Annotated in this window: 16 protein-coding genes and 1 pseudogene; 8 read left to right on the top strand and 9 right to left on the bottom strand. The window is 68.2% G+C overall.

Features of this window, described 5'->3' with window-relative positions:
* Positions 1-114: 114 nt before the first annotated feature.
* Entirely contained in the window at positions 115-1164 is a 1050-nt protein-coding gene (locus CV1CTNOD_RS10645; RefSeq protein WP_131785953.1) for a phosphotransferase family protein, read from the bottom strand.
* 248 nt (positions 1165-1412) lie between these two features.
* Here CV1CTNOD_RS10645 and CV1CTNOD_RS10640 point away from each other — a divergent pair, with 248 nt between their 5' ends.
* On the top strand, positions 1413-1781 hold the full coding sequence (locus CV1CTNOD_RS10640) for a PaaX family transcriptional regulator C-terminal domain-containing protein (protein ID WP_207386328.1): 369 nt from the start codon (positions 1413-1415) through the stop codon (positions 1779-1781).
* A gap of 177 nt (positions 1782-1958) precedes the next feature.
* Here CV1CTNOD_RS10640 and CV1CTNOD_RS10635 read toward each other — a convergent pair whose 3' ends face one another.
* From CV1CTNOD_RS10635 to CV1CTNOD_RS27755, 3 genes and pseudogenes are all read right to left on the bottom strand, one after another.
* Positions 1959-2864 (bottom strand): SDR family oxidoreductase, encoded by a 906-nt coding sequence (locus CV1CTNOD_RS10635; RefSeq protein ID WP_131785951.1) that lies wholly within the window; start codon positions 2862-2864, stop codon positions 1959-1961.
* 51 nt (positions 2865-2915) lie between these two features.
* On the bottom strand, positions 2916-3722 hold the full coding sequence (locus tag CV1CTNOD_RS10630; RefSeq protein ID WP_131785950.1) for an enoyl-CoA hydratase-related protein: 807 nt from the start codon (positions 3720-3722) through the stop codon (positions 2916-2918).
* Between the two features lie 628 nt (positions 3723-4350).
* A pseudogene (locus CV1CTNOD_RS27755) lies at positions 4351-4521 on the bottom strand (LuxR C-terminal-related transcriptional regulator); the annotation flags it as partial.
* Positions 4522-5339: 818 nt separating this feature from the next.
* On the opposite strand from CV1CTNOD_RS27755, the gene CV1CTNOD_RS26530 reads away from it, so the two are divergent.
* Positions 5340-6506, top strand: coding sequence for a LuxR C-terminal-related transcriptional regulator (locus tag CV1CTNOD_RS26530; protein WP_165485437.1), 1167 nt, complete (start codon positions 5340-5342; stop codon positions 6504-6506).
* Positions 6507-6706: 200 nt separating this feature from the next.
* Here the strand turns inward: CV1CTNOD_RS26530 and CV1CTNOD_RS10610 are convergent, their stop codons facing one another.
* Positions 6707-8260 (bottom strand): NAD(P)/FAD-dependent oxidoreductase, encoded by a 1554-nt coding sequence (locus CV1CTNOD_RS10610; protein ID WP_131785948.1) that lies wholly within the window; start codon positions 8258-8260, stop codon positions 6707-6709.
* Between the two features lie 260 nt (positions 8261-8520).
* Between CV1CTNOD_RS10610 and CV1CTNOD_RS10605 the strand changes: the two genes are divergently transcribed.
* Positions 8521-8964, top strand: coding sequence for a hypothetical protein (locus CV1CTNOD_RS10605; RefSeq protein ID WP_131785947.1), 444 nt, complete (start codon positions 8521-8523; stop codon positions 8962-8964).
* A gap of 29 nt (positions 8965-8993) precedes the next feature.
* Here CV1CTNOD_RS10605 and CV1CTNOD_RS10600 read toward each other — a convergent pair whose 3' ends face one another.
* The 4 genes from CV1CTNOD_RS10600 to CV1CTNOD_RS10585 all read right to left on the bottom strand — a co-directional run bounded on the left by CV1CTNOD_RS10600 (position 8994) and on the right by CV1CTNOD_RS10585 (position 14475).
* The gene (locus tag CV1CTNOD_RS10600; protein WP_131785946.1) at positions 8994-10307 is read right to left on the bottom strand and encodes a bifunctional o-acetylhomoserine/o-acetylserine sulfhydrylase; all 1314 of its coding nucleotides are present in this window, start codon (positions 10305-10307) and stop codon (positions 8994-8996) included.
* A gap of 115 nt (positions 10308-10422) precedes the next feature.
* Positions 10423-11619, bottom strand: coding sequence for an isopenicillin N synthase family dioxygenase (locus tag CV1CTNOD_RS10595; protein ID WP_131785945.1), 1197 nt, complete (start codon positions 11617-11619; stop codon positions 10423-10425).
* 79 nt (positions 11620-11698) lie between these two features.
* Positions 11699-13051 (bottom strand): LLM class flavin-dependent oxidoreductase, encoded by a 1353-nt coding sequence (locus CV1CTNOD_RS10590; RefSeq protein ID WP_131785944.1) that lies wholly within the window; start codon positions 13049-13051, stop codon positions 11699-11701.
* Complete coding sequence (locus CV1CTNOD_RS10585) at positions 13048-14475, bottom strand: LLM class flavin-dependent oxidoreductase (RefSeq protein ID WP_131785943.1); 1428 nt, start codon at positions 14473-14475, stop codon at positions 13048-13050. Before CV1CTNOD_RS10585 ends, CV1CTNOD_RS10590 begins: the two co-directional genes overlap by 4 nt.
* Positions 14476-15145: 670 nt before the next feature.
* On the opposite strand from CV1CTNOD_RS10585, the gene CV1CTNOD_RS10580 reads away from it, so the two are divergent.
* From CV1CTNOD_RS10580 to CV1CTNOD_RS10565, 5 genes are all read left to right on the top strand, one after another.
* Positions 15146-15592, top strand: coding sequence for a CU044_2847 family protein (locus CV1CTNOD_RS10580; protein ID WP_131785942.1), 447 nt, complete (start codon positions 15146-15148; stop codon positions 15590-15592).
* An 11-nt stretch (positions 15593-15603) separates the two neighbouring features.
* Entirely contained in the window at positions 15604-19923 is a 4320-nt protein-coding gene (locus CV1CTNOD_RS10575; protein ID WP_131785941.1) for a trypsin-like peptidase domain-containing protein, read from the top strand.
* A 103-nt stretch (positions 19924-20026) separates the two neighbouring features.
* Positions 20027-20587 carry a GrpB family protein gene (locus CV1CTNOD_RS10570; RefSeq protein ID WP_242606579.1) on the top strand — a complete coding sequence of 187 codons (561 nt, stop codon included), beginning with the start codon at positions 20027-20029 and terminating at the stop codon, positions 20585-20587.
* Positions 20588-20631: 44 nt separating this feature from the next.
* Positions 20632-20757, top strand: coding sequence for a hypothetical protein (locus tag CV1CTNOD_RS27320; RefSeq protein ID WP_278043890.1), 126 nt, complete (start codon positions 20632-20634; stop codon positions 20755-20757).
* Between the two features lie 122 nt (positions 20758-20879).
* Positions 20880-22607, top strand: a 1728-nt coding sequence (locus CV1CTNOD_RS10565) for a SpoIIE family protein phosphatase (RefSeq protein WP_207386326.1), incomplete at its 3' end; no start/stop codon positions are given.

Raw genomic sequence — 22607 nt, 5'->3', positions numbered from 1 at the left:
GGCGGTTGAGGGTTATGTAGGCGATCTCGCCGCCTTTCTCGTAGAGAACCTTCGACATTGGGTTTCCTCGCTGTTCCGAGCTGGTCGTGGTCTAAACTGAATCGGGCAGGCCGGTCAATAGGCCCTCCCGGCTATCGACCCCGCGGCTTGGCGCAGAGTGCGTCGGCAGGCACCGAGCAGGCCGTCGACGAGCGCAGGATCGGCGTAGTAGCGGTCGCCCTCGCCCGTGACGGTCTTACGGCGGCTGTATTCGAAGAGGACCGCGAGCTTGAACAGCTGGAATGCCTCATACCAGGGCAGCCGTGACAGTTCTCGGCGGGTGGCGGTCGCGTAGCGCGCAGCAAGCACATCCCGTCCCGGGAAACCGTCCCGCAGGGTCACCGTGGACATCTCAGTCAGGGCGTGCAGCGGCTCACCGGGAACAGCGTATGTAACGAGCGTGTAGGCGAGGTCTGCGAGTGAATCGCCGATCCCGGCCAGCTCCCAGTCGAGCACACCGAGGAGCCGGGCAGGTCCGTCGGGCGCGAGCATGACGTTGCCGAACCGGAAGTCGCCGTGCAGCAGCGCCGGCTCACCCGATGTGGGCACCGTGGTACGCAGCTGGTCACGGATCTCGTCGAACGGCGAGTCCAGTACCCCGTCCTCGTCGGCGATCAGGCGGGGCAATCGGTCGAGCTGGCGCTCGAGGAACCCGTCGGGCCGTCCGAGATCGCCCAACCCGCAGCCACGCCAGTCGACGGTGTGCAGCGCGGCAAGGACGTCGATGAAGGCTTCGGCTGCGGCAGAACGTCCCTCAACGGTGTCCAAAGCCGGCGGCAGGGTGTCGGTAGCGACCACGCCGTCGAGATGTTCCATGACATAGCAGGGAACGTCCATCACGTCGCCCTCCTCGGCGACGGCGAGTACCCGTGGGACCGGAACGTCGGTGTCCGCCAGCGCTTGAAGGATGCGCGCCTCACGCCGCATGTCGTTCGCGCCCCTGGGCAGGGGCGGTCGCGGCGGTCGGCGCAGCACGAGAGTCTGCTCGCCGGTCGTGACAGTGTAGGTGAGGTTGGAGTGACCGTCCCCAATGCGTCGTAGCCGCACATGCCCGACGCAGAGGCCCTTGGCCTTTAGCCATCTCTCCAGCGCACTGACGTCGAACGGGATCTCCTCGTCAGTCATGTCTGCATCCTGATTACGTGCGAGACGTACGAGGGGAGCCATCGTGTCTCGGATTGGCCCCAGCCGGCTTCCCTGTTGACGCCGCTCCGGCGGGCGGCCTCGTTGAACACTGGGTCCGAACCCACCAGCGGCGCAAGGGGCACGTCCAAGCTCCGGCTGGTCATGTCGTCGTTGTAGGTGGCTCGGCGCCAGCCGGTCTGCGCGGGACGGAAGTCATAGGTCGGCGCAAGAGCATGGTCGGCTTCCGATTGGCAGAGCTTCGGGAAGGTGTATGGATTCGCCCGGACAACCTGCTTCGGCAGCTCAGCGGCACCGTCGCCGAACAGTGCACCTTCTTCGAAAGCCGCTATCCGGACTCTCTCAAGCTGGTCGGGTTGCTCTGGGACCTACCCGGCTGGGCGTACGAAGCGCGCCGCCTCTGTACGGAGCTCGACACTGCCGGCGCTCTGACCGCCGGATTCATGGTCACCGCCGAGGTTCTCCGGCACCTCCTGATCGACCCCTATCTGCCCCCAGAACTGCTACCCGAGGACTGGCCGGGCGCTGAACTCCGCAAGCTGTATGCCGAGTTCAGCGCCACGTACACCAAGCGCCTCCGCGACTACAGCGGCGGCTGACTCTCCTGCCTGATACTGTGCCGTGCTCGATTATTCTGTCGAGGCCGGTGCCGCACCGGACGCGTCTTCCTGGCGATTCTTTTAATCTTCGGGTTAGGGTGCCCACCTCTGGGGGTAGGAAAGTGTTTCTGGCGGCAGGGCTGCGCGGCTCTGGTGGGCAGCCCAGCTGATGAACCGTCAGATGCTGCGCTGGGATTTGCTCTGCACGGTCGCCAGCTGGCTGCGCTCGCGGATGTCCGCCCAGGCCTGGTCGCTCAGTGCGGTCAGGCCCGCGAACGTGCCGGGGCCAGCCAGTTTCTGCCCCCCGTCCATCGTGATCGTTTCACCGGTGAGGTAGTCGCAGGCGTCCGACAGCAGGAACATCGTGAGGTTCGCCAGTTCCTCGATGGTGCCCATGCGGCGCATCGGGATCTGGTCGGCCTGGGTCGCCCCGACCGCGCTTTTGTCCGTGGGGTTGAGCATCTCCCAGGCGTAGTCCGTCGGGATCGGCCCGGGCGCGACGGCATTGAGGCGGATCCCATAACGGGCCCACTCGACCGCCAGCGACATGGTCATGGCGTGCACAGCGGCCTTGGCCATCGCGGACGGGACCACGAACGCCGAACCGGTCCAGATCCAGGTGGTCAGGGTGGACAGCACCGCTCCGGGCAGGCCCTCGGCGATCCACCGGCGGCCGGCGGCATGGGTGGTGTTGAAGGAACCGTTCATCACGGTCGCGCTGACGGCCTCGAAGGCCCGTGCGCTCAGGCTGGCGGTCGGCGCGATGAAGTTTGCCGCGGCATTGTTGACAACACTGGTCAACGGCCCGTGCCGCGCCCAGATCTCGCCGATCGCCGCGTCGACGAGATCGGCCTTGCGCACGTCGACGGTCTGTACGTGTACGGTTCCCGGCCGGCCGGCCGAGACCTGCGCGGCGGCCTCGTCGAGGACTGCCTGGCGGCGTCCCCACAGATGGACCTGGGCGCCGTGGCGAACCAGGTGGGCTGCCACCCCTCGGCCGAGGCCGGTCCCACCGCCGGTGATGAGGATCCGTTTGCCCCGCAGCAGGTCCGGCGCGTAGATCGACGTTGTGGTGTCAGCCATAGGTCTCCCTCGCCGGCGCCGCGGTGGATTCCGCTGTGCAGCGCATGGGAGTCAGTTGCCCCGGTGCGCGGAGAAGTCCGGTGCGCGCTTCTCGTTGAAGGCGGTGATACCTTCCTTGGCCTCGGCGGAGTCACTGAACATCTTGAGGCTGGAGTAGGCCATCTGCCCGATGCCCGCGAAATGCTCGCTGTCGGTGTTCATCGACTGCTTGAGTACCTTGAGGGAGGTCGGTGACAACAGGAGGATCTCGTCCGCCCAGGCGCGGACCTCGGCCCGTAGCTGGTCGGCCGGGACGACTTTGTTGACCAGGCCCCAGTCCGCGGCCTGGTCGGCGCTGTACTGGCGGCAGAGGAACCAGATTTCGCGGGCACGCTTCTCGCCGATCACGCGGGCGAGGTAGCCGGTGCCGAAGCCGGCGTCGAACGAACCGACCCGGGGACCGTTCTGACCGAAACGGGCGTTGTCGGCGGCGATGGTGAGGTCGCACAACAGGTGCAGAACGTGGCCACCGCCGATGGCGAAACCGTTCACCGCCGCAATAACGGGTTTGGGCACGTCACGGATGACCCGGTGCAGTGCGTCCACCTCGAACAGGCCGCTGTCCGATGGTCCGTAGTCGCCTGTTTCCATGCGCTGCTTCTGGTCACCGCCGGTGCAGAAGGCTTTCTCGCCGGCGCCGGTGAGGCAGATGACGCCGACGTCTTCGCTGCCCCATGCATGTTTGAAGCTTTTGATCAGTTCATCGACGGTACGGGCGCGGAACGAATTGTAACGTTCCGGTCGATTGATGGTGATCCAGGCCAGGCCGTTGTCGACCGTGTACGTCACGTCAGTGAAGTGGTCGGTGAACTGGTCCATTGAACTGATGACCCTCTTCGATCAGGAAGCGAGCAGGGCCGCTGCTCGTCGCGGAGTAGATGGAATGATCTTTTTGGTTGCCCGTCCGGCAAATACCGGCGTGCCGGGGGGTAAACGTACTAGCGCGGACGGTCGTTTTCAAGTGGACGCTTAACGGATTATTTGAACACCGCTGAGGAGGATGGGAATTCCCACCGAAGGGGAATGGGAACCATGGCCGGAGAATGATGGTTGGAGAGGTGAGGCGTTCTCCGGGGTGACGGGCCTGCGCCGGCCCGTCCCGTGGTGGGCGGATGGGGCCTTGTCGCACCGCTCGTCCGCGCCGATCGGCGGGCGGGACGGCCGACCGGGATCTGATGGCTGGGGCGGGGTCGCGGCCTGCGCTTTCGAGGGGCCGACCGGTCTGCGACTGGACGCCTGGTAGCATAAAGAAATGGATCAGTTTCACTGAGTATTCTATCTCCCAACGCTTGCTTCAGTGAGTTATTATTTCACTACGTATCGTTGCCCATCCCGGCTCCGGTTCCGAACCGGGAGAGTCGGCGAACCGCAGGTTCCGCATCCCACCGAACTCGCGGAGGACAACTGCGCGCACCCTACCTCCAAGCAAAGGTCCGACCATTGGACCTTAGTGCCGACGGTCGCGAGGACGCAAGCAACCCGTCCACAGATGATTTTGACCGATCATCGGGCGCAGGTACTGGGAGATGGACTCCGCGCGGTTCTCCGCGCCCAACCTGCGAAGGATGCGCTTCACATGTGACTTCACGGCACCATTGGTGATCACGAGTTTTTCGGCACCCTCAAAAGTCTCCCGGCGACGTGGACTCCTGTAGAGGCGGGGCTTGTGTCGCGTTGGTGAGGCGCGTCGTCTCGACGTCCGGGAGGGACGTGACGGGGTGGGGCCAGGTCCAGTGGGAAGGATGCGTCGATGTCAGCGTCCATCCGTCCCCATCCGCCGGCCTGCCGCTAGGAGGAGGCTGCGACGACTGGAGTTTCATCACAAAAAGTGGTATTCCTGTCACGGTGCGACAAAGCAGGTCGTCTGCCGGTAGAGCCGGCCGTGAACGAGCAGGTACGGGAAGGAAGCCCCGCCCCGGACCCGGCCGCCATGCCCCCTGCCGCAGCCGCCCCCAAACGGTGCAGTACAAGGCAGCCGATCGGCGATCTCCTCGACGTCCGCCACGCCGTCCCCAGACGGTGCAGTACAAGGATGCGCACACAGTGGGGGGACAGCTGACGCAGCGCCCGCTCCCTCTCGCAGGCTGCCTGCGCCGGATAGCACGACGAGCGACCCGTCCGGTTCCTCCGATCACCGGTTCGGCGGGGTCTGCCATGAATTAACTCCGTTGTATGCAATAGACCCGTTACTCTCTCCGAAAAAGGAGCTCGGCCGCACCGGCACCAGTGACCCGGAGGGCCAGTTAGCCGGAAGGTTGGTGTGTCCATAGTGCGATCGGGTGATGAATATGGACAAAACGTAACAAAGTCGAACTTTAGCTTATGATCCGCCGAGCGTCCAGCGCCGGACGCTTGCGCCAGTCGAGGAGGCTCATCGTGTCTACCGGGGACATCAGGTGTCACGGGAGAAACCACAAACCGACGATCGGGGACCGCGTGTACCAGCGGTCGATCTCCGATCAGACGCTGAGCGAGGTACTCGCGATCATCTGCAAAGCTCAGAAACTACTCAACTCGCAGCGCCTGCCCGACGTCACGGAGATCAACGATTTACCCGCCGCCAGCACCGCCCTGGATGCCATCTGGCACGGCGTACACACAGCCGCAACCAGTGACCGCACGACCGCCGACCGCCTGGCATGCGCAGACGACCTGCTGCCACTGCTCATCCAGCTCAAGAACACCGACAACAGCGTGCGCGAGGAACGCGCCCACCACCGGTCGAGCACGATGCGCAACGCGCAGACCGCCCTCGGCCGATTACACCAGACGGCTTCGGTATCCGAACTCATCGCCTCCACCCCGAGCATCGTGTGCACGATGGGGTTCGACCGGGCGATCATGTCACGCATCCACGAATCGACCTGGGTGGCCGAAGCACTGCATGTCGATGGGGACAAGCAGTGGGCGGAAGCGATCTTACAGGCCGGCCGGGACAACCCGCAGAAGCTCGTGCCCAACCTGTTCGAAACCGAGATCGTGCGACGGAAACGACCACTCACCGTCACCAACGTCCAGCAGGAATCACGCGTGCACCGGCCGATGGCCGAGGTCTCCCAGTGCAGGAACTACGTCGCGGTGCCGATCATGCCCTGCGCCCGGGTGATCGGCTTCCTGCACGCCGACCGCTACTTCCACCGCAGCGAACTCACCGACTTCGACCGGGACGTCCTGGCAATCTTCGCCGAAGGCTTCGGCTACGCCCTGGAACGCGCGATCCTCCTCGAACGACTGGCCCAGATGCGCACCGAGATGCTGCGCTACACCGAGGGACTGGCCACGGCGATGAACGACTTCGAGGGTCAGATCGGGTTCGGCGCACACGGCGCGGATCACGAGCTCGCCCGACCCGAACGCCCGCTGCACGACGACCACTGGCCAGCGGACTCCCGCCTGACCAGACGAGAGCTCGACGTACTCAGGCTGATGGCCGCCGGCGACACCAATGCACGCATCGCCGACAAGCTGATCATCTCCGAGGGAACCGTGAAGTCCCACGTCAAACACATCCTGCGCAAGCTGAACGCGGCCAGCCGCACCGAGGCGGTGTCGATCTGGCTGCACAGCGAACGGCAGCACAGCGAACGACAACAACTGTCATGAGCCGCCGGGCACGGCTCTGTGTCAGCAGCGAGCGGACTCGGTAGGTGGACGTCTGGTCCGACAACGGAACCCGGATCGTGGACGGGCTGACGCCACTCACGGTGCTGTGACGATCCTGAGATCGGTAGGTGGTTGACTCAGGCGGCTGGGCCGCGACTCCTCCCTCGCCCAGAACCCGGATGAGACAGGGGTCGCAGCCGTCACGACTGCGGCGTGGGGCCTGCCGCAGCGTCGAGCGAGACACGCGACAGGACCGGGGCGTCACGTCCGGTACCGAGGGACCCGCCGGGTCGTCCGGCCCCGGAGCCGCTCTTCTCCTCGTGATACTCATCCTCGACGTTCACCGACCAGACATCGTGGTTCGTGCCGGTGGCGATGTTCTCGGCGGTGAGCATCGCGGTGAGCATCGAATGATCCTGGTTGTTGTACCGGAACATGCCGTTGCGGCCGACCGGGTACACGTTGGTCGTGTTGCCGCCGAGCCAGCCGCGTATCACATCGACGTTCGCCCGGTAACGGTCGTCGTAGATGGGATAGGCCTTGCTCTGGCGAACCACGTATCCCGACTCGATGTCGTCGTAGCCGACAAGGCCGAGTTTGGCCAGCTCCCGCTTGCCCTGCTCGATGAGGTCGTCGTCGGGTGCCGTCCAGGCGGCGTCGCTTTCAAAGACCGTGTATTCCAGACCGAGCACGTTACGGCCGTCCTTGACCAGGAACGGCGACCAGGAACCGAAGTTCTGAATGCGCATGGTCCGGACCTGCGGGTCGTGGATGTAGATCCAGTTGTCGTCCCAGGGCACCTTCTCGGCGGGCACCACGAGCGCGACGGTGATGAAGTCCCGGTAGCGCAGGTCGCGGGCGGCCTGGGCGACAGCGGGTGGGACGGGCGGATCCATCGCCGTGATCAGCTCGGAGATCGGCATGGACGACACGACGTCGGTACAGGGGTAGACGGTGGTTCCCCCGCCGCCGTCGCGCGCGACAACCGCCGTCGCGCGGCCGCCGGCGTGCCTGATGCCCACCACGGTCGTACCCGTCACGATCTTGCTGCCGGCAGCCGTGACCTTGTCGCGGCATACCTCCCACATCATCCCGGGGCCGAACTTGGGGTACTGGAATTCTTCGATCAGCGAGGTGATCTTCTTCTGGTTACGACGTGGCGAGACCGCGTTGACGATGGCGTTCGCCAGGGAGAGGCTCTTCACCCGTTGAGCGGCCCAGTCGGCCGGCATCTCGCTGACCGGAACACCCCAGACCTTTTCGGTATAGGTCTTGAAGAAAGTGCGGTAGAGACGCCAACCGAAACGGGCGACCAGCCAGCTTTCGTAGTCCGTCTGATCCTTCGGCGGCCGGGCCCTGGCCCACAGGTACGAGCCGATGCACCGGGCGGCCTCGGCCGGGCCGAGATTGCGCAACGCATTCCCGGCGTTGATCGGGTAGTCGTAGTAGGCGCCGTTGTAGAAAATGCGACTCCTACGCGGCCGCAGCAGGAAATCGGCGTCACTGAGAATTTCGTGCCACAGCTCCTCGACCGCCCGGACCTTCGTGAAGAACCGGTGACCGCCGATGTCGAACCGCCAGCCGTCGCGCTCAACCGTCCGGGAGATACCACCGACCTGTGTGTCCGCCTCGAGCACGGTGGATGAGATCCCGTGTTTGTGCAGCTGGAACGCCGCGCTCAGACCCGCTGGACCGGCGCCTATCACCAGGATCTCGCGCCCAGGTTCCGCGGGCGGCGTTGAAAGCTCGGTCATGGGATGCAACGGCTCCTCGGCTGCTGAAGGGGACGGTTACTCCGTGATGGTTACCCTGTGACGGTTCCACGTGTGATGTCACGGTCACCACTGCCCGGCCGGGAGCCGTCGTCTCCGATGACCATTCCCGTACCGCCCGCGATGATCACGCTTTCCATCTTCACCAGAGTAGATAGCCCGCGACGACGGGAGGACGGGGGGTCCCGCCGGGGCGCCCCGTCGGGACCAGACGGACGCGGCCCGTTCACCCGGCGCTGGTCATGCAACACTTCGGTTCCAAGGAAGCGCTGTTCCAAGCCGCCTCCGCCATCGATTTCGACCTGGCCGGCTGCCTGCCCGGACCGCCCGACGAGCTGGGCGGACGCGTCCTGAGCTACCTCCTGCAACAGCTCGACAAGCAGCCGGACGCCATGCTGGCGACGCTGCGGTCGATGCTCACCCACGAACAGGCCGCCGAGGCGGTCCGCTACGCCTTCCTCGACGACGGCGCCGTGAAGATCTCCGGAGCGCTCGACGGCGACGAGGCGGCCCTGCGCTCCGGCCTCATCTGCACGCTGCTCGTCGGGCTCATCGTCACCCGACATCTGCTGAAGATCGACGAGGTGGAGCAGGCGTCGCCCGAGCGGCTGATCGCCCTGCTGGAGCCCTGCCTGCTCCCCCTCCTCCGCGGCGACAACACTCCCGCGGCGGTCGGCTCCGGGTGACTGCGTCGAACGTCCCCTTGGTCAGCCGGTCATGGCTGACCGTCGGATAGTCCGGCCGCCGCATCAAAGCCGGTCTGCAGGTCGGCGAGGATGTCGTCGATCCCCTCAAGGCCGACCGACAGCCGGACCAGCTCCCCGCTGACCCCGCTCGCGGCCCGTTCGGCCTCGGTGAGCTGGGCGTGGGTGGTCGTGGCGGGATGGATGGCCAGCGAGCGGACGTCACCGACGTTGGCCAGATGGCTGTGCAGCTCCAACGCCTCCACGAAGGCCCGGCCCGCCTGCGCGCCGCCACGGATCCCGAAGGCCAGCACAGCGCCGGCGCCGGCTGGCAGATACCGGTCGGCCGCCGCGTGCCAGCGGCTGGAGGTGAGCCCCGGATAGGCGACCCACAGCACGTCGTCGCGGTCGGCAAGCCACCGCGCCACCGCCAGCGCGTTCGCCGAGTGCCGCTGCATCCGCAGCGACAACGTCTCCAGCCCCTGCAACAGCAGGAAGGCGTTGAACGGCGACAGCGCCGGGCCGAGGTCGCGCAGCAGCTTGGCCCGCGCCCGCACGATGTAGGCGGTCTCCCCGAAGGCGTCGAGGAACACCAGCCCGTTGTAGGCCGGGTCCGGGCTGGTGAACCGCGGATAGCGCCCGTTGCCCCAGTCGAACCGGCCGCCGTCGACGATGACACCGCCGATGGACGTGCCGTGCCCGCCGATGAACTTGGTCGCCGAATGCACGACGACGTCGGCGCCGTACTCGAGCGGACGGGCCAGATACGGGGAGGCGAGGGTGTTGTCGACGACGAGCGGCGCGCCCGCCTGGTGCGCGACCTCGGCCACGCCGACGATGTCGAGGACGTTCCCGCGCGGGTTGCCGATCGTCTCCCCGTAGAACGCAGCCGTGTTCGCACGCGCCGCGGCCTTCCAGGCGCCCAGGTCGTCCGGGTCGTCGACGAAGGTCGTCTCGATGCCGAACTCCGACAGCGTGTGGGCGAACAGCGCGTAGGTCCCGCCGTACAGCGACGACGACGAGACCAGATGGTCGCCGGCGGAGGCGACGGTGAGGATCGCCAGCGCCTGCGCCGCCTGGCCGCTGGCGGTCGCCAGCGCCGCGACGCCGCCCTCCAGATCCGCGACCCGCTTCTCCAGGACGTCCTGAGTCGGGTTGACCACACGGGTGTAGGTGAAGCCGACCTCCGCGAGCGCGAACAGGTCCGCCGCGTGACGGGTGTCGTCGAAGACGAACGACGTGCTCTGGTAGATCGGCACCGCACGGGCGCCCGTCGCCGGGTCCGGCTGGGCGCCGGCATGGATCTGCCGGGTGTCGAAGCTGTGCGTCGCGGGCGCGGTCGTCACGGGTTTCCTCTCGCTGTCTTGCGGCCGATGAGGGCTGTGTGACGGATGTTCAGCCTAACCGGTCGGAGACGACCAACCGGTCGGGGACGTCTGCGCGGTGGCATGGCCGGCATGGTCAGTACGCACCCCGTCCGGAGGGCGCTTCGACCTCGGAGTAGTACCGCCGCGCGACCTCGGGGTGGCTGCGCAGCCAGCTCTTGAGGGTGTTGACGCCGTGCTCGGCGAAGATGGGGTTGCGCGGGTCGGGAGGTTCCACCGCCGGCAGCTGCCGGCGCAGCTCCTCCGGCAGTGGCAGGGGCGCCAGCGTCGCCGACAGCCGCGGGCCGAAGAAGAAGGCCACCGACACCCGCTCCGTCCCGGCCGGTGGGCTGACGACCCGGTGCACGGTCGCCCGGTAGTAGCGCTGGGTCGCCAGCTCGAACATCTCGCCGATGTTGACCACGAAGGTCCCCGGTACCGGGCTGGCGTCGATCCAGTCGCCGTCCGCCGCCTGCGCGCCCGCGCCCGCGGCCGCCTCCGGGCTCCGCGCCACCTGCGCGCCGGCGCCCGCGGCCGGGCTCCGCGCGACCTGGAGACCGCCGGTGTCGTCCTGAAGGACGAACGTGATGAAGCCGCCGTCCTTGTGCGCACCGACGCCCTGGTCGTAGCCGGCGGCGAAGTCCGGTGGCGCGGGCAGGTACCGGATCAGCTTGAGGTGCGAGCGGGGCTCGACGGCGAACGTCGGGTCCAGGTGGCCGGCGGGCAGACCGAGCGATTCGGCGAACGCGCGGACCAGCGTCCGGGCGAGCCGTCCCAGCTCGGCCATGTAGGTCTGGACGATCGCCGGCATCTGCGGGAACGCGGCCGGCCACTGGTTGGGGCCGTCGAGGCGGAGGTAGGGCGGGTCGTCGGGGCCGAGCCGGCGGGCGGGGCGCTCGTCGGAGATGTCGATCTGCTCGCGGACGTCGGGGTTGTCCCGGGTGATCTCGTGGCCGAGCCGGGTGTAGCCGCGGAAGTGCGGCGAGTGGATATTCTCGATCTCGAGCTTGACCGGCTCGGGCAGGCGGAAGAACCGCCGACTGACCTCCAGCACGGCGGCGCTGGTGGCCGCCGGGATCCCATGCCCGGTGAGGTAGAAGAAACCCGGCCCGTGGCAGGCCGCGCGCAACGCCGCCAGGAACGCCTCGCGCCCGGGGCCACCCGTGCGGTAGGGACCGATGTCCAGGGTGGGCAGGGCGGTCTCGGACGCGGCGGAGCCGGGCCTGCCAGTGTCGGACGTGACGGTGTCGGACGTGACGGTGTCGGACGTGACGGTGTCGGGCCTGTCGGTCATCGTCGGCCTCCTCGTCGGTCGCGTACCGGAGGTGACGGCGGCCGGCGACCGCCGTCCGGTTGGACGTGCATGGCCGGGATCACGCGCCGGCACGGCCGCGGGCGTACCGGCTGGCCGGCCGGGGCAGCCCCAGGTTCTCGCGCAGGGTCCGTCCCTGGTAGGAGGTCCGAAACAGGCCACGCCGCTGCAGGTGCGGGATGACCAGGTTCGCGAAGTCGTCGAGCGTCTCCGGCAGGTACGGGAAGATCACGTTGAAACCGTCCGCGGCCTGTGTCTCGAACCACTCCTGGATGTGGTCGGCGACCCCCTCCGGGGTGCTGACGATGGTCCGGTCGTCGCGGGCCAGGCCCCTGGCGAGCTCGCGGATGGTCAGGTTCCGCGCGCGGGCCCGCTCCACGATGAGCCGCTGCGCGCTGCGGCTCTGATTCGACAGGGGCAGCTGCGGCAGCGGCCCGTCCAGCGGGTACGCCGACAGGTCGACGCCACCGAGCCAGTAGGCGAGATCGGCCAACGCCACCCGGGGATCGAGCAGCGCGTACAGCCGGTCGGCCTTGTCCTCGGCCTCGGTGAGGGTACGGCCGACGATCGTGGACAGCGCCGGCAGGACGACGACATGGTCGGGGTCACGGCCGGCCGCGGCCGCCCGCGCCTTGATGTCGACGTAGAAGGCCCGGGCTGCGGCCGCGTCGGGATGCTGGGTGAAGACGACATCCGCGACCGCCGCCGCCAGCGACCTGCCGGTCTCGGAGGACCCGGCCTGGACGACGACGGGCCGGCCCTGCGGCGACCGGGGGATGTTCAACGGCCCGGTCACCGAGAAGTACCTGCCCCGGTGGTCGAGCCGGTGCAGCTTGTCGTCGTCGAAGTAGATCCCGGACGTCTGGTCGTAGCGGAACGCGTCGTCGTCGAAGCTGTCCCACAGGCCGGTCACCACCTCGTGGAACTCCGCGGCCCGCCGGTAACGCTCCTCATGCTCGACGTGTTCGGCGAGGCCGAAGTTGCGCGCCTCGGCGTCGTTGAGCGAGGTGACCAGGTTCCAGCCCGCCCGTCCCCGGCTGAGGTGGTCCAGCGAGGCGAACGTCCGCGCCAGGTGGTAAGGCTCGTTGTAGGTGGTGGACGCGGTCGCGATGAGCCCGATGCGGGTGGTGGCGGTGGACAGCGCCGCGAGCAGGGTCGTCGGTTCGAAGGAGTCGTTGACCACCGAGACCCGGCGCAGCACCTCCTGGTCGGCGAAGGGCACCCCGACGAGGTCGGCGAAGAAGAGCGCGTCGAAATGGGCCCGCTCGGCGGTCCGCGCCAGTTCGATCAGGTGCCGAATGTTCACGCCCGCGTCGGGGACGGCGTTCGGGTGCCGCCAGGCGGCCAGGAACTCCCCCGGAGGCTTGAGGAAGGCGTTGAGGTGGAGCTGCCTACTGCGGCGCGCGGCGATCATCGGCTCCCCTCCCCCGATCCTTCCCGCTGCCCCGCTGCCCCGCGGTCACCGGCCGCCGTCCGGCGCCGACCTGTGGAGGCGCCGACCCGTGGACGCGGCAGCCCGAGGTGTCCGCGCAGCGTCGCCGTCTCATAGGTGTGCCGGAACAGGCCGCGGCGGCGCAGCTCGGGAACGACGTGGTCGACGAAGTCCTCGGCGGCGCCCGGCAGGTAGGGAAAATTGATGTTGAAACCGTCGGCGGCACGGGCGGTGAACCACTCCTCGATGTGGTCGGCGACCGTCTCCGGGGTGCCGACCACGGCGCCGCCGGTGGCGAACCGCAGCGCCAGCTGGCGGATCGTCAGGTTCTCGCGGTGGGCCAGGTCGAGCATCAGCTCCTGGCGGCTCTTGCTCCGGTTGGTCGCGCCGATGTGCGGCAGCGGCCCGTCCAGTGGGTATCCGGACAGGTCGAGATCCCCGATGTTGTCCTGGACGAGCCGGCGGGCCACGTCGTCGTGCACCAGTTCCTGCAGCTCGGCCAGGCGTGCGCGGGCCTGCGCCTGCGTGCTCGCGACGAACGGCGAGAGCACCGGCCAGACCAGCACGTGGTCGCCGTCCCGGCCGTACGCCGCCGCCCGCGCCTTGACGTCGGCGTAGAACGCCTGGGCGCCGGCCAGCGAGGTCTGCACGGTGAACAGCACCTCGCCGTGGCGGGCGGCGAACGCCCTGCCGACCTCCGACGAGCCGGCCTGGAAGATCACTGGATGGCCCTGCGGCGGCCGGGAGATGTTCAGTGGCCCGCGCACCGTGAAATGCGGCCCGCCATGATGCGGGGTACGCAGACCGGCCGGGTCGTAGTAGTGCCCCGATGCGGTGTCCCGGGTGACCGCGCCGTCGTCGAAACTGTCCCACAGCCTCCGGACGACCTCGACGAACTCCTCGGCCCGCAGGTAGCGCGTGCTGTGCTCGAGATGGGTGTCCCGACCGAAGTTGCCGGCCTCCAGCGGGACCACCGACGTCACCACGTTCCAGCCGGCCCGACCGGCGGACAGGTGGTCCAGCGAGGCGAACTTGCGCGCGATGTGGAACGGCTCGTTGTACGTCGTCGTCGCGGTGGCGACCAGACCGATCCGCTCGGTCACGGTGGACAATGCGGCCAGCAGGGTCAACGGCTCGAAGTGATCGGCGCGGGCGGTGCGCCGCAACGAGTCGTACTGGTGCCCCCAGATGGCCACGACGTCGGCGACGAACAGCGCGTCGAACGTCCCCCGCTCCAACGTCTGGGCCAGCCGGATGTGATGGTCGAGGTCGAGCTGGCCGTCCGGCGGCGAGGACGGGTGCCGCCAGCCGGCGATGTGCCCGCCGGAACCGTGCAGGATCGCGCCTAGGGCCATCCGGCGCCGGGACCGGCCCGGCGCCGGCCCCGCGTCCGCGGAGGAGGTCATGTCGAGGTCCTCTCCGTGCCGGCAGCGGCCGGGGCACGCCGAGGCAGCGGGACGGGTCGTTGGTGCGTCATGACCGTGCAACACGGCCGCGTCACACAGCCGCGTGACCGGCGGCGCCGGCCGCAATGCGGATCGTCACCACCGCCGGGAACGCCGCACGCGGCACGAGTGTGGTCGGCATGGCCAGCGGTCGCGACGGCGGGCGGCGATCCGTCGGACCGCCCGCGCGTCTGTGGGATCGGATCAGCAACAGATCTGGTCGAAGTGATGCGCGCGACGGGAGACCCAGAACGGATCGAGCATCACCGTCCAGGACGCAGATCCGGCGCGCATCGTCCAAATGTAACCGCACCGGCGACCAGGGGTCCAGCGAAACCACGCGGACCAGCGGAGGCTGCCGGGACGAGCGGCTACCGGTACAGAAGCGGCTACCGGTACAGAAGCGGCTACCGGTACAGAATCGACGGTGACGCGTTATCCGGCAATAGACCCCGAGGACAACCCCGGACGGGGACGGAGCCCGTGTCGGCCGAACCGTCCACGGCTCCTCCCCCGGCCCAGATCGCCCGGGTTCCTGGATCCAGGCCGCGTCGGAACGTGGCAGTACTCTCACGATCGACCCGGTTCGCCGCATGGGAGCGGGCCGTGAGCCGATGACGGGGGTATGGGCATGGCCTTGCTGGAAGTACCGGTGGGAGGCGATGGCCGGATGGTCGTCGAGGTCGACGAGCACGACCTCGCCGGCGCGGAGGTTCGCCCCAGCGGCCTCGACGAGGGCCTGGAACTCGCCTCGATCAGCCCCGGGCAGGCTGCCGCCCGCGCCCGGCAGGCACTCGAGGAGATGATGAACGGCCTGCGACCCGCGCTGTCCACCGTGGTCGGCGGGCTGCGTGCGGTCGGTCCGGACGAGGTGACCGTCGAGTTCGGGCTCAACGTGGGCGGCGAGACCGGGATCATCTTCGCGAAGGGCACCACCGAGGTGAACTTCGCGGTTTCCATGACCTGGAAGCGAGCCGGACGGACCGAGCCGGACGGACAGGTGGAGCCGGCCGGGCGGGCCGCCGCCCTGGCCGCGTCCGATCCCGGACCGGAACCCAGCCCGGCACCCGGGTCCTGAAACGATCCGCGATGGGTACCGTGTCGAGGGACGGGGTCATCGTCCGTGTGCTGGGCCGGGACGGCGAACACCGCGACCGTCCCGTCGGGATCGGCTTCGTCGTCGGCGAGCGCCATCTGCTCACCTGCGCCCACGTGGTCAACAGCGCCCTCGGCCGGGACCGGAACGACCCCCCTCGGCCCGCGACGGACGTCATCCTCACCGTGGACTTTCCCCTGCTGGCAGGTGTGGACGGGGCACCCACGCGACGGGTACGAGTGAAGGCGTGGTCGCCGCCACCGGGACCGGTGCATTCCGACACCGGCGGTTGGGACGTGGCCGGTATGGAAAACGTCGGCGAGGGAATGCCGGCCGGGGCTGTTGCCGCACGGCTGCACGAGGATCCGGGATCAGGTGCGGTTGTCGAGATGTACGGCATACCCTCCCTGCCCCGACGGTCTGCCGGCGCCTGGTCCCAGGGCACGCTTCTCGGGCGGACCGGAGCTGGACGCCTCCAGCTCGACCCGGCGGCGAGCTCCTTCTTCCGGGCCCAACAGGGTTACAGCGGCTCACCCGTCTGGGACAGGGCGTCCGGGACGGTCACCGGAATGCTCTCGATAGCGGCTGCCGACGGGAGCGGCGAAGCATATGCGGTGCCCGTCACGGCGCTGCGTGAGGTATGGCCGGACGTACTGGCCGACAGAACCATTCCACCCAATCCCTATCGCGGTCTGTCAGTTTTCCGCAGCAGCGATCGAAATCTCTTCTTCGGCCGCGAGGCGGACACCGAACGGCTGATCACCGAGGTCGAGACAAAATCGCTGGTCGTTCTGTTCGGCGCATCCGGGGTGGGAAAGTCGTCACTGCTGCGCGCCGGCCTGATTCCAAGGCTCGACGACCGCGGCGACTGGTTGTCCGTGCTGGTCGAGCTCGACCAGGATCCCCTCGACACACTCGCGCTCGAGCTGGCCCGGACAAACGGACTCCCGCCGGGTTCGTCGACCGGCCGGCTCGACGCGTTCATCGGTCAGCTCAGAGACGACGGACTGGCAAAGACACTCCGCCGGCTGAGCCGGATCGCATCTCGTTCCGTCCTGGTGGTCGTCGACCGGTTCGAGCAACTGCTGCAGGAGGAGGTCGACGAGGCGGAACGGTCGGAATTCCTGGGGCTGCTGGAGAAGGCGGCGGCAGCCGGCCAGGACGGCGACGCGCGGTTCACGATCGTGGCGGCGATCCGATCCGACTTCATCGCCGCCCTCACGCAGCTTCCGGGTATCGACTGGCTGCTGCGCGACCGGTTGTTCTCGGTGTCACCGATGGATTCGGCCGCCCTGCGCCGGGTCATCCAGGAACCGGCGAGGCGCCATGGCGTCAGCTATGGACGTGGGCTGGCAGCCAGGATCGCCAGGGAAACCGTCGGCGAAGGCGCGCTCCCGCTGCTGGAGTTCACGCTGTCGCAGATGTGGGAACACCAACACGACCGTCGGCTGACCGAGGAGGAGTACGAGGCGATCGGCGGGGTCGAAGGAGCGCTGGACCGTCACGCGGCCTCGGTCGTCGCCGGGCTCAGAGGCACGCCAGGGGACGAGCTTCTCCTGCGCAGGGCGCTGCTGCGCCTGGTCACCGCGGCAGCAGACAGCCGACCGGCGGTACGACGCACCGCGCTGCGCACGGAAATGCCACCCGAGGAATGGCGGACGCTCACCGCGCTCTCAGGACGCCGGGCACGACTGGTCATGATTGACAATGACCGCGCGGAAATCGCGCATGAAGCACTCATCACCTCCTGGAATCTGCTTGCCGGATGGATGCGGGAGGACGCCGACTTCCTCGACTGGCGGCAGCGCATGGAAGACCGGGGCCCCAACGACCTGCTGACGGGAGCGGCGCTATGGGAGGCCGAGCAGTATCTTCAGCAGCGCTCCGAAGAGGTTCCGGAGGTGGTCCGCTCCCTCATGCTGCGAAGCCGCGACGCCCAGCAGCGAAGAATCACCGAGCTGGAGGAGGCGAACGCGCGGGCTGCGGCCGCGCTCGCGCAGGCGGAAGAAGCACGCAGACGCGCCGAGCAGGATCGCGAGAACGCGGAACGCAACGCTCGACGAGCGGATGCGCTACGGCTGGCCGCCACCGCGGATCTGCTCAGAGTCGACGGCACGGCCGCGTTGGCGACAGCGCTGGCAATCGCCATCGAATCCCTGCGCCGCGAACCGACCTTCGCCGGCGATCTGGCCGTCCGGCGGATACTCGCAAGCTCTCCGGAGCTGGTGTGGAGCACCGAGGACACGGTCGCGGTGAACGCGATCGACATCAGTGCGGACGGATCCCTCGTCGTCGTCGGCGACAGTACCGGGAAGATCTCGATATGGAACACCATCCGCGGCGGGCCGGCCCACCTTTCGGCGATTCGCCCTTTCCGGCACGTCGAGTTTCGGCACGTCGAGCCTGCTTTCGCCGTCCTTTTCAGCCCGGACGCGCAACGACTGGCGACCGTCAGCGTCCGCGGACGGCTGCAGCTGTGGGGTCTGGACTCCCCGGACGGCCCGCAGCAGCTGATCAGCGACGACAGTTGCGTAAAAGCTCCGATCTTCAGCCCCGACGGCACCTTCATGGCCACGATTCGAGCTGACGGATCGGCGTTGATCTGGGATCTCGGCGTCGGCCTCGGCCTCGTCCAGGAACTCATACACATCACCGACGACACGGTCGACAAGGTTGCCTTCAGCCCGGGAAGCCTCCGGATCGTGACGACCAACGAGAAGGGGCAGGCTCTGGTCCGTCTGGGTATGGGCGCCCCTTTCTTCGTCATATCGCACGACGAACCGATCCACGCCGTCACGTTCACCCCGGACGGAAGCCGGATCGTGACGGCGACCGACCGCGTCCCGCTGAAGATGGTCGGTGCCGCCGATGGCCGCGAGGTGTTCCGGGTGGACCACCCCGAACAGCTTCAGGACGTCGTCTTCACCCGTGACGGCGGGGTCTGCTTCTCCGCCAGCCTCGAACGGTCCGTCTCGACCCGTGACACGCACTCCGGAAAGGAAATCATCAGGTTTCGGGCCCGCAGTTCCCCGGTTGCCATGTCACCGGACGACGACGGCTCACGTGTGGCGATCGCCTACCGCGACGGCCCGATCCGGGTCCACGACGTGGCGACAGGCGACGAGACGGCCCGCATCGACCACAGTCACCAGTTCATCCAGATCAAGCTCAGCGCCGACGGCACCCGGTTGGCGACGATTTCCGCCGATCGCACGGCACAGATGTGGAAGGCACGGGCGGAGGCGGAGCTCCTCCGCTTCTCACACCCCGACCTGGTGACGGCGGTCTGCTTCAGCCCCGACGGTTCACGGCTGGCCACCGCCTGCGAGGACGGACCGGTCAGACTGTGGAACATCCGGACCGGTGAGAAGGTGCTGGAGGTCGGCGGCGCCGCCGCGACCAACCGGGTCCGTTTCAACCTGGACGGCTCCTGGCTGGTGACCGGCGGGGACGACGGTGCGGCGACCGTCTGGGAGACCGCATCCGGGGAGATCGTCAGGCGCGTCGAGCATAGGAGCATGGTCAACGATGTCGCGATCAGCCGGGACAGCCGCCTGCTCGCCACCGCGGACGCCGGCGGAACGGTCCGCGTCCTCGACCTGACGGCTCCCGGGAACCATCAGCGTTTTGCCACCAGACCGGGAGGATGGATCACCAGCGTCGAGTTCGATCCGGCAGGTCGACACGTCGCCGTCCTCACCGACGACCGCATCACGGCGGTCTGGGACTGTCACACCGCAACCGAGGTATGGCGGGGGATCGACACGACGGCGGCGGCCTTCCATCCATCCGGATCCGTCTTGGCGACAGCCGACGTCGAAGGCTCGGTCCGGCTGTGGGATTTCCTGAGATCCGACCTGATTGACGAGGTGTGCCGCTCGCGGGAGATCCGGTCGATCACGTTCAGCCCGGACGGCTGCGACCTGGCGGTCGCAGGCTCAGGCGGCCTGCTGCAGATCTGGACAGTGAGCCTGGACGCCGGGGACCTGCGGGCGGAAAGCAGGAGCATCGGCGGGGGCAGCTGGGTGAAAACGTCCGCCTTCAACGCAACAGGCTCCATGATCGCAACCGGTGGAAGGGACGGTACCGCTCGAGTGTGGGACGTCCCCTCCGGTGCGGAGGTCTGCCGGATGTCACACGACGACTGGGTCAGCGCGGTCGCCTTCAGCCCCAACGGAATGTGGCTGGCATCCGCGAGCAACGACCGGACCGCCCGGCTGTGGCCGTGCGACGTGGATCTGCTGCTCGAACAGGCGGAAAACCGGCTCGTCCGGCACCTGACGCCCGAGGAACGCCGGCTGTACCGCATATAAGAACCTGCTCCATATAAGAACCTGCTCCGAGCACACCGCCGCGCAGCGGACCGACAAACGTCGAGAAGGACGAGAACAGCGAGAGTAACGAGGAGGCGTGGACGTGACCGTGCGTCGTGAGCTTGTCGGCGGTGTCGAGCACCGCCCGATCGTGATCGTGGACTACTCGGCGAACTGGCCGACCCGGTTCGCCCGGGAACAGCGCCGCATCCGCGCCGCGCTCGCCGCCACCGCCGTCCGTGTCGACCACGTCGGTTCCACCGCGGTTGCGGGACTGGCCGCCAAATCGATCGTCGACGTCCAGGTCAGCGTCCCCGGCGTCGACGCCGAGCAGCACTACGCCGGACCGCTGGTCGCAGCCGGGTACGTCCTGCGGGTCCGCGAGCTGGGGCATCGCATGTTCCGTACGCCCGACCTCGCCGTCCACGTGCATGTCTGCACGGCCGGCAGTGGCTGGGAGCGCCGGCACCTGCTTTTCCGTGACTGGCTGCGCCGCAACGCCACCGACCGTGCAGCCTACGAAACCCTCAAGCGCAGCCTTGCCGCCCGGGACTGGCCCGACATGAACGCCTACGCCGACGCGAAAAGCGCTCTCATCACCGAGATCACGCACCGGGCGCAGGAGTGGGCGCACACCACCGGCTGGATGCCCGATGCGCACTGACACGCACTGACACGCACTGACACGCACTGAGATGGAACGAGACCATGGGCATCGGTCACCTGCAGCACCTCGATGACGTCCGCGGGCTACTGCACGCACACCCCACCGCCACCACCGGGGACCGCACCATCCAGCTCGTCGATCTGCAACGGCTCTACCACGGCGGATAAGAGCGCGCGCCCGGCACCAGGGGCGTGGATGCAAGACAAGGAGGGTGTGGCGATCCCGGTTCGTCCGCGTCCGCACGGGGAAGACGGGGGTGAGATTGAGCGGCGAGGGAGCACACAACATCATGTCAGGAGAGCAGTTCGGCGATCTCCCTCTGGAACATGTGGTAACGGCCGGTGTCGATGCGCACGGCACGGTCACCGCATGGAGCACGAACGCGTGCCGGCTGCTCGGATACCCACCGGCCGAGATCGTCGGGCGGGCGGTTTTCGATCTTCTTGCCGTCCCACTTCCGGAGCCGGCCCGGCGCCGCCTGGCGAACAGGCAGGACTGGAGCGGGACGGTGGCCCTTCGCCACCGCGACGGGCACGGCCTGGACGTATGGCTGCGCGCCCAGCCGTTGCTGGGCAGCGACGAGGCGGTGGCCCAATGGTTCGTGACCGCTGTCGCCTCGCCGGACCTGCGCGAGTACCGGGCTGATCTGGCGCTGGTGGACTGGGCGTTCACCCAGGCTCCGATCGGTCTGGCGATCTTCGATACCGAGGCGCGGTTCAGACGGCTGAACGCCGAGGGGGTCCGCATGCTCGGGGTAGGAGAAGACGACATACGCGGGCGTCCCGCAACAGAGGCGTTTTCCCACCCCGCGTACCGCGAGGCATGGGATAAGCTGCGCCGGGCGGTTGAGACCGGTGAGCCGGCACGGTACGAGGCCTTCCGCCGGGCACAGGCCGAGTCCTACAGGCGCGCCTGGGCGGTCACCATGTCTCCCGTGCGCGACCCAGTAGGCCAGGTACGAGGCGTGTTCCTCACCTCGCTCGACATCAGCGAGCAGTACTGGGCCGAGCAGCGCCTCACCCTGCTCAACGAGGCCAACACCGCCATCGGCAGCACCCTGGACGTGGAACGCACCGCCCAGGAACTGGCCGACATCGCCGTCCCCCGCTTCGCCGACTGGGCCAGCGTCGACCTGCTGGATGCCGTCTACCACGGCAACGAACCAGCACCCGGCCCCATCACCACCCCGGTAGCCCTACGCCGCACCGCCCACCAGTCCGCCCTCCCAGGCCAGTCCGAAGCCGTTGTCGCACTCGGCCAGACAGACACCTACCCACCGCACTCACCCATATCCAAAGTCCTCGCCACCGGCCAGGCCGCGTACTACCGGATCTCCGACCCGGAGATAACCCGCTGGGTGGCCGACAGCCCCGCCCGAGCCGCCCGCATCCGCGAATACGGAATCCGCTCCATCATGATCGTCCCACTACGCGCCCGCGGCACCACCCTCGGCATCGCCCTCCTCGCCCGCCACCGGCGTCCCGAACCCTTCACCCCCGCCGATCTCCTCCTCGCCGAGGAGCTCGGCGCCCACACCGCCATCTGCCTCGACAACGCCCGCCGCTACACCCGCGAACGCGCCACCGCACTCACTCTCCAACGCAGCCTGCTCCCCCAGCAACTCCCCCAACCGGCCGCCGTCGAGATCGCCTCCCGCTACCTGCCCGCCGGCGCCCAAGCCGGCGTCGGCGGGGACTGGTACGACGTCATCCCCCTGTCGGGGGCGCGCGTCGCCCTCGTCGTCGGCGATGTGGTCGACCACGGCATCCGCGCCGCCGCCACCATGGGCCAGCTACGTACCGCCGTGCGCACCCTCGCCGACGCCGACCCCACCCCCGAGGAACTCCTCACCCGTCTCGATGACGTCGTCACCCGTCTGACGACCGACCAGGACACCGCCAGCGGCAGCCAGGGCGCCGACCACCTCGGCGCCACCTGCCTCTACGCCGTCTACGACCCCATCTCCCGCCACTGCACCCTCGCCAGCGCCGGCCACCCCCCACCCGCGCTACGCACC

The organism is Protofrankia symbiont of Coriaria ruscifolia (assembly GCF_900634745.1).
Lineage (GTDB): Bacteria > Actinomycetota > Actinomycetes > Frankiales > Frankiaceae > Protofrankia > Protofrankia californiensis.
The sequence above is the reverse complement of the archived record's forward strand: the minus strand, read 5'-3'. Positions and strand labels throughout refer to the sequence as shown.